Annotated in this window: 14 protein-coding genes and 1 pseudogene; 13 read left to right on the top strand and 2 right to left on the bottom strand. The window is 62.9% G+C overall.

Annotation, left to right across the window (positions count from 1 at the left end):
- Positions 1-4: 4 nt before the first annotated feature.
- Positions 5-1,486, bottom strand: coding sequence for a hypothetical protein (locus SKP52_RS26720; RefSeq protein WP_052207752.1), 1,482 nt, complete (start codon positions 1,484-1,486; stop codon positions 5-7).
- A gap of 547 nt (positions 1,487-2,033) precedes the next feature.
- Between SKP52_RS26720 and acnA the strand changes: the two genes are divergently transcribed.
- From acnA to SKP52_RS02735, 3 genes are all read left to right on the top strand, one after another.
- Complete coding sequence (gene acnA / locus SKP52_RS02745) at positions 2,034-4,706, top strand: aconitate hydratase AcnA (protein ID WP_039571483.1); 2,673 nt, start codon at positions 2,034-2,036, stop codon at positions 4,704-4,706.
- A gap of 129 nt (positions 4,707-4,835) precedes the next feature.
- Positions 4,836-5,024, top strand: a complete 189-nt coding sequence (locus SKP52_RS25140) for a ribosomal protein L7/L12 (protein WP_081997510.1) — start codon at positions 4,836-4,838, stop codon at positions 5,022-5,024.
- Between the two features lie 46 nt (positions 5,025-5,070).
- Positions 5,071-5,346, top strand: a complete 276-nt coding sequence (locus tag SKP52_RS02735; protein ID WP_039571479.1) for a CBU_0592 family membrane protein — start codon at positions 5,071-5,073, stop codon at positions 5,344-5,346.
- Here the strand turns inward: SKP52_RS02735 and SKP52_RS02730 are convergent.
- The gene (locus tag SKP52_RS02730; protein ID WP_039571477.1) at positions 5,343-6,800 is read right to left on the bottom strand and encodes an amidohydrolase family protein; all 1,458 of its coding nucleotides are present in this window, start codon (positions 6,798-6,800) and stop codon (positions 5,343-5,345) included. The genes SKP52_RS02735 and SKP52_RS02730 overlap by 4 nt on opposite strands.
- A 377-nt stretch (positions 6,801-7,177) precedes the next feature.
- On the opposite strand from SKP52_RS02730, the gene SKP52_RS24480 reads away from it, so the two are divergent.
- The 10 genes and pseudogenes from SKP52_RS24480 to SKP52_RS02705 all read left to right on the top strand — a co-directional run bounded on the left by SKP52_RS24480 (position 7,178) and on the right by SKP52_RS02705 (position 12,365).
- Entirely contained in the window at positions 7,178-7,840 is a 663-nt protein-coding gene (locus SKP52_RS24480) for a hypothetical protein (RefSeq protein ID WP_052207751.1), read from the top strand.
- Positions 7,841-8,029: 189 nt separating this feature from the next.
- Positions 8,030-8,401: pseudogene (locus SKP52_RS27425) on the top strand (DNA cytosine methyltransferase); the annotation flags it as partial.
- 4 nt (positions 8,402-8,405) lie between these two features.
- The gene (locus SKP52_RS26870; protein WP_228383801.1) at positions 8,406-8,879 is read left to right on the top strand and encodes a hypothetical protein; all 474 of its coding nucleotides are present in this window, start codon (positions 8,406-8,408) and stop codon (positions 8,877-8,879) included.
- Positions 8,876-9,679 carry a DNA cytosine methyltransferase gene (locus tag SKP52_RS26865; protein WP_052207749.1) on the top strand — a complete coding sequence of 268 codons (804 nt, stop codon included), beginning with the start codon at positions 8,876-8,878 and terminating at the stop codon, positions 9,677-9,679. Before SKP52_RS26870 ends, SKP52_RS26865 begins: the two co-directional genes overlap by 4 nt.
- 106 nt (positions 9,680-9,785) lie before the next feature.
- The gene (locus tag SKP52_RS02715; protein ID WP_228383800.1) at positions 9,786-10,112 is read left to right on the top strand and encodes a hypothetical protein; all 327 of its coding nucleotides are present in this window, start codon (positions 9,786-9,788) and stop codon (positions 10,110-10,112) included.
- Between the two features lie 183 nt (positions 10,113-10,295).
- Positions 10,296-10,532 (top strand): hypothetical protein, encoded by a 237-nt coding sequence (locus SKP52_RS26860; RefSeq protein ID WP_148309011.1) that lies wholly within the window; start codon positions 10,296-10,298, stop codon positions 10,530-10,532.
- A complete protein-coding gene (locus tag SKP52_RS25925) occupies positions 10,529-10,717 on the top strand; it encodes a hypothetical protein (RefSeq protein WP_148309010.1) in 189 nt (62 codons plus the stop codon). Before SKP52_RS26860 ends, SKP52_RS25925 begins: the two co-directional genes overlap by 4 nt.
- Complete coding sequence (locus tag SKP52_RS25920) at positions 10,707-10,895, top strand: hypothetical protein (RefSeq protein ID WP_148309009.1); 189 nt, start codon at positions 10,707-10,709, stop codon at positions 10,893-10,895. Before SKP52_RS25925 ends, SKP52_RS25920 begins: the two co-directional genes overlap by 11 nt.
- On the top strand, positions 10,892-11,308 hold the full coding sequence (locus SKP52_RS02710) for a hypothetical protein (protein ID WP_148309008.1): 417 nt from the start codon (positions 10,892-10,894) through the stop codon (positions 11,306-11,308). The genes SKP52_RS25920 and SKP52_RS02710 overlap by 4 nt, the downstream gene beginning before the upstream one ends.
- Positions 11,301-12,365 (top strand): RNA-guided endonuclease InsQ/TnpB family protein, encoded by a 1,065-nt coding sequence (locus SKP52_RS02705; RefSeq protein ID WP_039571470.1) that lies wholly within the window; start codon positions 11,301-11,303, stop codon positions 12,363-12,365. Before SKP52_RS02710 ends, SKP52_RS02705 begins: the two co-directional genes overlap by 8 nt.
- Positions 12,366-12,415 lie beyond the last annotated feature (50 nt).

The raw sequence follows: 12,415 nt of genomic DNA, 5'->3' as shown, positions 1-12,415 counted from the left end.
TACGCTATGCTCCCGGAGGGCCTGGAGGTCCCGGAGCCCCCGGGAAACCCGGGGGTCCGTCGTTCCCCGGAGGTCCCGGCGGCCCGCTTGGGCCATCGTTCCCCGGCACGCCCGGAGGCCCGCTCGGTCCGTCATTCCCCGGCGTGCCCGGCGCTCCCGGAGGCCCGCTCGGTCCATCGGACCCCGGCGCGCCCGGTGTACCCGGAGGTCCGCTTGGCCCATCGGTCCCCGGCGCGCCCGGTGTACCCGGAGGTCCGCTTGGCCCATCGGTCCCCGGCGCGCCCGGCGTACCCGGAGGCCCGCTCGGCCCATCGGTCCCCGGCGCTCCCGGCGTACCCGGAGGCCCGCTCGGCCCATCGGTCCCCGGCGCGCCCGGCGTACCCGGAGGTCCGCTTGGCCCATCGGTCCCCGGCGCGCCCGGCGTACCCGGAGGTCCGCTTGGCCCATCGGTCCCCGGCGCGCCCGGCGTACCCGGAGGCCCGCTCGGCCCATCGGTCCCCGGCGTGCCTGGTGGTCCGGCAGGGCCGTCTGGCCCCGTCGGGCCGTCGCTCCCCGGAGCGCCCGGAGGTCCGGACGGCAGCTTGCGCGTCGCATCGGGCATATTCGCGGCATCCCAACGCAAATAGGTCGGCAGATTGTCTTCGCGGTCGCGCCGCACCAGCGGCTTGTTTCCGCTGCCAAAGGCGAACCGCAAGCCGAGCAGGAAGCTCACACCCTGGTCGCGCTCGATGTCATAACCCGCTTCGCCGAACATCTGTGCCGCGGTGCCGTTCCCGAACGGAATATTATAATCGATGCCCCCGACCAATTCGCGCCGTTTCGTAAAGCCGTCGTCATGGGCATAGCCGATGTTCAGCTTCAAATTATCATCGGCATACCAGGCGACGCGACCGTCGAAGAACAGACCGGTGTTCCGCTCAAGACTATCCCACTGCCCGCCGACGATGCCCTGCAAGGTGAATTGGTCAAGATAGAGCTGCCCCTCGACGCCGGCCTTGACGGCTTGCGCCCCCGCAACCACTCCATTCTTTCCGAGATAGTTTCCGGTGCCGTGCAGGAAACTGGCATATACGCCGACGGCGCCGCGATCAGGGTCGCGGTGGAACAAGTGCGTTGCGGCGCCGACAAAGCTACTGCTGCCGGCGATACCCCCGATCAGGTCGACCTGCGCCCCCAGATCGTCGCCGAGCGGCAAGGCGATCGAGGCATCGGCGAAACCCAATCCGGTGCTCGTGCCATCATTGTGCCCGCCGCCAACGCCCAGACGAAAATTGGGAGCGGAAACCGCCGCAACGACCGGCGCCGCTTCGACCTTTGCCCAACTCGCCACGGTGGGGGCGTCGGGGTGGGAGGTCTCGCGTGGCGACGTCGCGCCCGACCTCGACTGCAAATCAGCAAGTTCGGCCTTGGCCTTCGTCGCCTCTTCTTTCGCCAGTCGCAGTTCGGAACTCAATATTTCCTGCCGTCGCTCAAGGTCTTTGAGCATCTGGAACAATTGCTCATTATTTGGTGTTTGAGCGAATACGGAATGCGAAAGTGAAATAGATATTGATATAGCAAATATCGACGTAGCACTTTTTAGAGATCTACGACCCTTGTTATAAACGGCAAATTCTGCCATACCTACTCCAAGATAATAGCCTATAACCTATGTAACATACTCAATAACCTCATATATAACATATGGGTCAAGATCATTATTTTAGTACTATCCAGTATAATGGTGCCACAATGGCAACATTATACTGTCACAATAAAAGTGGTTTCTTTTTGGAACAGTTTTGATGAAGTGATGTCGGTCGACGACGGTTGTCGATGCGCTTGCGCTGCTTTCCGGATCCGGCAACGCATCCGCCAACTTGCGCACCGCCACCGCGCCACGACCAACTTCCCCCCACCCCCTTGCATTTCCCACCCCCCGGCGTAAGGCGGCGCCAACATAAACCCGCGCGTGCGACTCCCGTTGGCCCCGCTCTCCCGCTTGGCTTTCGGACAGTCATTCCCCGCCGCGCCAACATGGGGACTGATATCCTATGACGACCACGGGCAACGACACGCTTGCTACCCGCTCGACGCTGAGCGTCGGCGGCAAGAATTACGCATATTATTCGCTCGACAAGGCCGCGGCCAAGCTGGGCGACGTCTCGCGCCTGCCGTTCAGCATGAAGGTGCTGCTCGAAAACCTGCTGCGATTCGAAGATGACGGCTTCACCGTGTCGACCGCCGATATTCAGGCGCTGGTCGACTGGCAGAAGGACCCGCATTCGAACCGCGAGATCCAGTATCGCCCCGCGCGCGTGCTGCTACAGGATTTCACCGGCGTTCCGTGCGTCGTCGACTTGGCGGCCATGCGCGATGCGATCGCCAAGCTGGGCGGCGACACGTCGAAGATCAACCCGCTCGTCCCCGTCCACCTCGTCATCGACCACAGCGTCATGGTCGACGAATTCGGCCATCCGAAGGCGTTCGAACAGAATGTCGAAATCGAATATTATCGCAACGGCGAACGCTACGACTTCCTGAAATGGGGGTCGAAGTCGCTGTCGAATTTCAAGGCGGTGCCCCCGGGCACCGGCATCTGCCACCAGGTGAACCTTGAACATATCGCGCAGGCGGTGTGGTCGAGCGAGGATGCCGACGGCACGACGGTCGCCTATCCCGACACCTGCGTCGGCACCGACAGCCACACGACGATGATCAACGGGCTGGGCGTGCTCGGCTGGGGCGTCGGCGGGATCGAGGCCGAGGCCGCGATGCTCGGCCAGCCCGTGTCGATGCTCATCCCGGAAGTCGTCGGGTTCAAATTCACCGGCAAGCTGAAGGAAGGCGTCACCGCGACCGACCTCGTGCTCACCGCGACGCAGATGCTGCGCGCCAAGGGCGTCGTCGGCCGCTTCGTCGAATATTTCGGCCCCGGCCTTGCGTCGCTGAGCCTCGCGGATCGTGCGACGCTCGCCAATATGGCGCCCGAATATGGCGCAACCTGCGGTTTCTTCGGCGTCGATGACAAGACGCTCGACTATATGCGTCTGACCGGGCGCAGCGACGAGAATATCGCGCTGGTCGAGGCCTATGCCAAGGCGCAGGGCCTCTGGATCGTCGAGGGGGCCGCGGACCCGATTTTCACCGACACGCTCGAACTCGACCTTGGCAGCGTCGTGCCGTCGCTCGCGGGGCCGAAGCGTCCGCAGGACCGCGTCTCGCTCCCCGACGTCGACGATGTGTTCAACGCCGACATGGTCAATGTCTATAACAAGAAGCAGCAGCGCGTGGCCGTAGAGGGCAAGGATTTCGACATCGGCGACGGCGACGTCACCATCGCCGCGATCACCAGCTGCACCAACACGTCGAACCCCGGGGTGCTCGTCGCCGCAGGCCTCGTCGCGAAGAAAGCCGATGCGCTGGGGCTGAAGCCCAAGCCGTGGGTCAAGACCTCGCTCGCCCCGGGGTCGCAGGTCGTCACCGACTATCTGATCAAGGCGGGCTTGCAGCAGCATCTCGACAATATCGGCTTCAACCTCGTCGGCTATGGCTGCACCACCTGCATCGGCAATTCGGGGCCGCTGGCCGAGCCGATTTCGAAGGCGATCAACGAGAACGGCCTCGTCGCCGCGGCCGTGATCTCGGGCAACCGCAACTTCGAAGGCCGCGTGTCGCCCGACGTGCGCGCGAACTTCCTCGCTTCGCCGCCGCTCGTCGTCGCCTATGCGCTCAAGGGCACGGTGATCGAGGATTTCACCACCACCCCGATCGGCCAGGACCAGCAGGGCAAGGACGTGTTCCTCGCCGACATCTGGCCGACCAATCTCGAAGTGGCCGAGGCGGTTGCGGGTGCGGTCGACCGCGACATGTTCGTCGCGCGCTACGCGCATGTCTACAAGGGCGACGAGCATTGGCAGAAGATCGAGGTCGAAGGTTCGGACACCTATCAGTGGCGCGCCGGATCGACCTATGTCGCCAACCCGCCGTACTTCGAGGGCATGACGATGACCCCGGCGCCCGTGGCCGACATCATCGACGCCAAGCCGCTCGCGATCCTCGGCGACAGCATCACGACCGACCACATCAGCCCAGCGGGCTCGATCAAGGCGGACTCGCCGGCTGGAAAATGGCTTATGGAACATCAGGTTAGCAAGGCCGACTTCAACAGCTACGGCGCCCGCCGCGGCCACCACGACGTCATGATGCGCGGCACCTTCGCCAACATCCGCATCAAAAACGAAATGGTCCCCGGCATCGAAGGCGGCATGTCGCGCTATGGCGAAGAGGTCATGCCGATCTATGACGCCGCAATGCGCCACAAGGCCGACGGCACCCCGCTGGTCGTCATCGCGGGCAAGGAATATGGCACCGGCTCGTCGCGCGACTGGGCGGCGAAGGGCACGAACCTGCTCGGCGTCCGCGCGGTGATCGTCGAAAGCTTCGAGCGCATCCACCGCTCGAATCTCGTCGGCATGGGCGTGCTGCCGCTCCAGTTCGTCGATGGCCAGACGCGCGAAACGCTCGGCCTGACCGGCGACGACCAGTTCACCATCACCGGCGTCGCGGACCTCAAACCGCGCCAGACGGTGACGGTGAATGTCACCCGCGCCGATGGTTCGACCTTCAGCTTCGACACGCTCTGCCGCATCGACACCGCGAACGAGGTCGAATATTATATGAACGGCGGCATCCTGCATTACGTGCTGCGCAAGCTGGCAGCGTAAGCGAGGCCGGGGCGAGCTATGGGCAAGCTGCTTTTCCTCGCCCTGGGCCTCCTGCTGGGGCTTTTCCTTGCCAAATATATACGCGGGCGAGGGCGCGGCGATTTGACCGCGCCCCCGCCGTCTCGGCCTATGCCACGCGCGTCGGCGCCGCCACCTATAGTAAGGATCGGCGACGAGCGGATCGACGAAGAGGAAATCCGCGAGCTCCTCCGTCAGGACCGCAAGATCGAGGCAATCAAGCGCGTTCGCGACCGCACCGGCCTGGGCCTTGCCGAAGCAAAGGATGCAGTCGAAGCGGTCGAGCATAAAATGCGCTGAACGGCCCGGCACTCGCGACGCGCCGCCTCGGAATAAGGACAAGGATATGGGGGCCCTCCAGATTTCCATCGAGGTCATCGGCTGGGTCGCCGCCGCGATTATCCTCGCCAGCTATATCCTGCTTTCGCTCGGCAGGATCGCACCGCGCGGATATCTCTATCAATGGATGAATGTGATCGGCGCGAGCGGATTTGTGCTGAATTCCGGCTATAATGGCGCGCTGCCCTCCGCGGGGTTGAATGTCGTGTGGGCAGCGATGGGCCTCTTCACCTTATGGAGCATCTGGCGCGCGCGTCATGTGGCTCAGGCTGCGGTCCCTTAGGGCGCCGCCGCCTCGGCATTCCATGCCGCAACCCGGGTTTTCGTATCGGCGAGCATCTTGTCGAGCGCCGCGCGATCATGCACCGTGCCGCGCATGACCACCGTGTCGATCGCGCGCGTCGCAGTAATATCCTCAAGCGGATTACGGTTGAGCAGGACCAGGTCAGCCTCCATGCCGGGCTTGATCGCGCCATAACGATCGAGCCAGCCGAACCACGCCGGCCCGGCGCGCGTTGCCGAGGCGAGTGCCTGCGCCGGGGTCAGCCCCTTTGCGGCGAACAGCGCGATCTCGTCGTGCAGCCCAAAGCCCGGATAGTTGAAGCTGTTGAGAAAGCCCGCGTCCGTCCCCGCGATGATCGGCACCCCGGCCTCTGCGAGCATCGGCAGGATCGAAGCCATATCGTCGATATGTTTGTGCCGCGCCGCGATCGCCGCAGCGTCGGCTTTGGCGGCGCGCTCGACACGCCAGTCATAGGTCTTGCGCAGCTTCGGCCCGATATAGGCGAGGCCAGCATCGTTCGAATGATCGTCGCGGTCGAGCCATGCTATGATGCGGCTACCGTTCAGCGTCGGCGTCACGAACACGCCCTTCGCCGCGAAGCTTCGATAAGCCGTCATCGCGGTGTCGCGATCGAATCCCGCGTCAAGTCGGCGATTCGCTTCGGCGCGGTCGATGCGGCCCGCGGCGAAATCGGCGGCGATCGCGGCCTCGTCCCTCGCGCCGGCATTATAGGCATAGTCGAGATGTTCGATCGAACTGATTCCCGCGCCGACAGCCTGCCCGGTCGTGAGCGCCATCGGGATATGGCCCGACGTCCGCAGCCCAAGCGCCTTCGCGCGCCGCAGCGCATAGAGGAACAGTTCGGGTTTCAGCGTGCTATCGGTGATCTTTACAAAATCGACCTTGTCACGGTCTTTCAGGCGCGCGAGCGCGGCATCGACCTCCGCTTCGCTGCCGACTTCGATCGTCCCTTTCCAGAGCGGGGCAATCCCCTCGAGCTTCGCGCCCGAGCTGAGGAGGCGCGGGCCGAACAGGCTGCCGTTTGCGATCTCGCCGCGCCACGCAAGGACCTGGTCGGGCAGGTCGCCCGACGCATCGCGGATCGTCGTGATGCCGTTCGCGACATAGAGCGGCAACAGCGCCTTATTTTCCTCGATCAGTTCGGGGCCGCCGCCGAAATGGACATGCATGTCCCACAGCCCGGGGATCAGATAGCGCCCCTTTCCCTCGACGGTTCGCGCCGCACGCCAGTCCTTCGCGATCGCGGCGTCGGCGCCGACCGCGACAATATCTTCGCCCTTCAATACGACCGCCTGCGCTGCAACCGTCTTCGCTCCTTCGACGTCGACGATTGTGACGTGCCGTATGATGACATCGCCCTGCATCTGCGCCGCAAGCGCGGGGGAAGCGAGGACGAGCAACGATGACAGGAGCGTTGAGAACAGCGGCTTCATAGGCGACCTTTCCAGACACGGAAAAGCCTTAGCGCCCACGCGGCGCATACGACAAGGAAAGGATGGTGGGCGATGACGGGCTCGAACCGCCGACCCTCTCGGTGTAAACGATAAACCACCACACGAAACGCGCTCAACGCCGTCAACCGGCAATCGAACGGAGCGTGAAGATATGGCGAACAATACGGGACATGCTGGCCATTTGCTGTCCACCCCCGTCATCTACCACGGCACGCCGCTAACCCCGCGCGCGGCGCTCAATGCCGTGCTGCCGGGTCGCGCCGCCTGCGTCTCATTCTACCGCCCCGACGACTTGGAGGCTCTGCTGGCTATCTGCCCGCAGATAATGTTTCGATCACGGAGCGTTCAGCTTCTGGATGGCTGCGATGCGCGCCGGGAAGGAATGGGACGAGGCCGACCGGCAAGTCTGGTGGCGAGCATATTACGACTGGTTGGAACGTATCCTGTTCACACCGGGGCGATGGGCGATCATGCCCGACAGCCCAGCGGCGCCGTCCCAGCTCAACGATGGGCTTCTGAACGATTGGCCCTTCGGGGATCGGGGAGCGCCGGTCTGGCATATGGACGGCTCGATAGAGCGCTTGGCCCGACTGTGCGACCGATACTCGCGCGTCTGCCTTGGCTGGATCGGCGACCCGAAACGGGAGCCGGTGGGATGCGACGCCTATCATCGCAAGATGGACGAAGTGGCAGCGTTGATGGGCAACACCTGGCATCCGCTGCACATGCTGCGGGGCACGCTGGTCGCTCGGCAATACCCATTCGCGTCGGCCGACAGCACATCTCTAGCGCAGAACGGTCATCGCTATGACTATCAGGACGGGCAGCACGACGCCTTCACCATTTCCGGAAAGTGGAGCGGGCGAAACCGCTACGCAGACCGGCTTGAACTTGGCCTTTTCGGCGGACGAGTTCAATCAGAGGTGCGCACAAATCGTACAGCAGCATTGCGGCCACAAAGCGCATCGAGAACTGGACCTGTTGATCACCGAACTCCTGTCCAACTCGGATTACTCTAAGGGCATGCGGCTATTCATCACCGCCACCCGAGACTGGCACCATCCTAAGTTGCGCTATCCTCTTCCGCTACGCCCACGTTGGCTATGCAGGATCGGGCTTCACGCTTGGACTGCTGACGTTGACGACGAGGCACCGTGGATAGCCGCTGAGATTTGCACTGAGTGCGGCAAGCATCGGAGTTTTAGCCCATGTCCATGACCGCCTCCCCCCACCCCGATCCATGGACAGAGCGCGGCAAGCGATGGATCCGCGACGGCGCTCCGCTCAGGGCCGCGTCATGCTTTTCCGGCATCGGCGCCCCCGAACTTGGTGGGCCGCAGTTCGAATGGCTGTGGCACGCGGAGATCGAGAAATTCCCCGCCGCCGTCATGTCCGCTCGCTTTCCCGACAGCACGAACCTTGGCGACGTGACGGCCGACGACTTCCTGCAACGCGCCTCTGCATTCGGGCGGCTCGACCTGCTCGTCGGCGGCCCGCCCTGTCAGGATTTCAGCGTCGCAGGCCTTCGCGCCGGCGTGGCGGGCGACCGCGGCAATCTCTCCCTCCGTTTCATGGAAATCGCTCATGCAATTAGACCTCGAAACCTTCTTGTCGAAAACGTCCCCGGCTGGCTCAACCTGCCCGACAACGCCTTCGGCTGTTTCCTGGGAGCGCTTGTCGGAGCAGATGATGCCCTGCGTTCGCCACTCGACGGAAAGTGGCCCAGTGCGGGTATGGTTGCCGGGCCAAGGGCACGGGCTGCATGGCGGGTTTTCGACGCTCAATATTTCGGAGTGGCCCAACGACGCCGCCGTGTGTTCGTTGTCGCAGATTTTGGAGAAGGGGCCGATCCCGCAGCGGTTCTTTTTGAGCGCAAAGGCATGTCAGGGAATTCTCCGCCGCGCCGAGAAGCGGGGCAAGGAACTGCCGGAACAATTAGCGCGCGCTCTGATGGCGGTGGCGGCCTTGGAACCGACTTCGACCTTGCCGGAGGATTGCAGCCAGTCGGATTCGGGGGGGGCAATTGCTCGGGACCGATCGATAAAGCCGCCTGCTTGACCGCCAAGGGGCAGCGCATCGACTTTGAGGTCGAGACGTTCATCGCTGGCGTCGCCGGGACGCTGCCAGCGGGCGGGAACGGCACTGGCGGCGATCGTCAGCCCGGAACCAGCGCCGACACAGCTGATACGATGCTGATCGCCCACAGTCTTCGCGGCGAAGGCTTCGACGCCAGCGAGGATGGGACGGGACGGGGAACGCCAATCATCCCGATCGACATGCGGCAGGCCAGCCGGGGCGCCACCATGACGAACAACCGCGCTGAGGGGTCAAGCGGCGGTGCGCCGGGGACTGGCATTGGCGAAGCCGGCGATCCATCGCCTACGGTTTCGACCTCTCACCCGCCCGCCATCGCCTACGCCATCCAAGCCGGTGCGCTGCGCGAGAACCCTGACAGCGGACCCGACGGCATCGGTGTGCAGGAAGTCGGCGCATATACGCTTGAGGCGCGCGCCGAGGTGCAGGCGGTGGCTTGGGGCATATCGTCCGATGTACTCGACCGTTCCGGCGAAGCGGCTTGCGGCACCGCTGGCGGGCGTTCTGGCCTTGGCATCGTCGAGGATGTCTCGCCTACCGTAAAATCAACGCACGCCAATGCCGTAGCTACCGCTTGGCAGGTCCGCCGCCTCACCCCGACCGAATGCCACCGCCTACAGGGCTTCCCCGACGATCATTGCGCGATCGACTACCGCGGCAAGATCGCAGCCGATGGCCCGCAGTATAAGGCGCTCGGCAATTCATGGGCGAAACCGAACGGCGCGTGGATACTCGCCCGCATCGCAGAAAGGCTCGCAGCATGACGGTCCGCGACGGTGAGGATTATCGCATTTGGCACGAAGCACAGGAGAAGGTGGGATGAGTGAGCTAGAGTCATGCCCAAAATGCGGCGCCCTCCCGTGCGATTGGGTGGACAACCCCCATTTGTCATCCAGTAAGCGCGGCCGTGTTTCCGAAGCGATGGAGCAGATGGAAGCATTCATCCACTTCCGTCGCAACGGTGTCCCGCGCGTTCCGTCCATCAATCAGCTTACGGAGTGGAGCGATTTGCTTGGGAATATGCGCGAATCTCTAGCCGCGTTCGTGAACGTCCGCGACCAGTTTCCGCAGTCGATGAAACTGATCGACCCCAAGCTCGACGGCCTCACACCGATGACGATAACGATCACCAAGGCGCAATTCATAACGGCCGAAATGCTGGTTTCCGGTCCAGCCGAGGAGCAAGCCAGTGCCTGACCTTAACTCCACTCCCTCCGAACAAGGCTGGCAGGCGATTAATGCAATCCGTGAGTTTATCGCTGCGCGCGATAACTTGGAGGTCGCGCCGACTCACAATGGGGCGGTGTTCGACGCAGCCCTAGAGCGCCATAATGCCGCCGTAGAGTCCTTGCGGATGCTTGCCGAAGCCAGGGGTGCATCATGAGCTACCTTTGGGAAAAGCGCGCGCTTTGCGGGTGCGGCAGGGCTTTCCATGCTTGGCGCGGCAAGACGTTCTTCGTGGACGTTGATTGCTGCCCTGACTGCGGCGTCTCGCGCGACGACATGGTGGTCCGAACGGTTCGCTGGAACCCGCCAGTTTACGAAGGCCCTTGGTATCGCCGCACCCTTGTCTGCGAAGGCCTTTGGGAGATCAAGCCCTCAGGAGAACCCTCATGACCCCCGATAGGACCACACAGGGGGAGGATGGCGAGCGAGCGGCGATTATCGCTTACCTCGACCGCATGAAGGTCGAAGCGTCCGAACTCGGCAATCCGAACGCAGTTTTCTGGATCGTCCAGATTAAGCGGGACATCGAGCGCGGCGAGCATCTCAACGCCGCAGGAGTTTTGCATGACAACTGAGCGCGTCTATCACGAGATAGCTGAACTCGATGACCCTGACGGCCCGCCATGGGCGGTTGTCGCGATCTATCCCGACCGCCCGAACGGCAATGGCTGCGTCGGCATCGTCAAGTCCCTGCACACTGTTCACGCGGACGCACAGCTTGCAGTGGATGCTTACAGGAGCGGAATTCAATGACCCCATCTGATGAAATGCGGGGGCTGATCGAACGGATCGAGGCGGCGACTGGCGATGACCCCGAATTGTTCTGGGACGTGCAGCGCATCGTCAACCCCGACCCGCCAACGATATGGAAGAACGAACAGCGCGAAGTCTGGACGCCAGAATATGCGGCCTACATCGCTTGCTGGCATCGCTTCGGCGACTTGATCGACGCGGTGGCTTACACGGATGCCGCGATCACGGTGATACCTGATGGCTGGACGTTATTCCACCTTGGTGGGCCGTTCAATGACAGCCCCTGCCATGCGACTGTCGGCGGTGGCAATCCGGTCGGCCTATGCGAAGGGACAGCCGCCACCCCCGCGCTAGCCCTATGCGCCGCCAGTCTCCGCGCTATCTCCACTATGAAGGGGAAGATTGATGGCTGAGGCGGGCAGAATAACTATTAAAGTCCGCTTGCGCGACAAACATTCCGCCCTGCTCAACCGCCAGGCGGCGGCCGTCAATCTGGTTTGGAACTATTGCAACGAAATTTCGCGCAAGGCTTGGTCGCGCGATCGGAGGTGGCTGTCCAAGTTCGACATCGCCAAGCTCACCGCTGGATCCAGTGCAGAACTTGGGCTGCACAGCCATACGATCATGCGGACATCTCATGAATTTGCAAAGAGCAGAGATAAGGCGAAGCGCGCAGGCCTGCGGTGGCGCAGCCGCAAATCATTGGGATGGGTGCCGTTCAACACTGGCCACGCCCAGGTTATCAGCGCGGGACAGATCAAATTCAAAGGCGTCATTTTCGAGGCCATGCACTGGCGGGACGAGTTGCAGCCGGGCGTGAAGATCGGCGCAGGCAGTTTCAATTGCGACGCTAGAGGGCGCTGGTATTTCAACGCGCCAATTGAAGTGGGGTGCGACGAGCCGACAGCACGCCCCGCCGTTGGCATCGACCTTGGCCTGAAAGACCTCGCCACCCTGTCGGACGGGGGGAAGATAGAGGCGCCCCGGCTGTATCGCGCTAGCGAGGCCGCATTGGCCACATCTCAGCGCGCACGAAAGGCGCCAAAGCGCATCCGCAATATTCACGCGAAGATCGCGAATCGCCGCAAGGATCATCTGCACAAGGCGTCCGCGGCGATCGCGAAGAAGTACGGAACCATTGTCGTCGGCGATGTGTCCGCAAAGAGGCTTGCTCAGACCAAGATGGCGAAGTCGGTAAACGACGCCGGATGGTCGATGCTGCGAGATATGCTGTCGTACAAGGCCCTGAGGCATGGCGGTAGATACATCGTAGCAAACGAGCGTATGAGCACCCAAACCTGTTCGGAGTGTGGCTCAATCCCACCTTCGCGGCCGAAAGGTATCGCAGGCCTTGGAATAAGAGGATGGGAGTGCAGCGATTGCGGGACGGTCCACGACCGCGACGTAAATGCCGCGCGCAACATTCTCCGCGTCGGGCTGGACGCGCTTGCAGAAGGAGCCGGCGCATGACCGGAGCAGCCACCGCCTCTTTCGCTTCACCCCACCGATAGGAGAGCAGC

It is taken from the genome of Sphingopyxis fribergensis, assembly GCF_000803645.1.
GTDB classification, from domain to species: Bacteria; Pseudomonadota; Alphaproteobacteria; order Sphingomonadales; family Sphingomonadaceae; genus Sphingopyxis; species Sphingopyxis fribergensis.
This window is presented reverse-complemented; position numbering and strand designations above follow the sequence as displayed.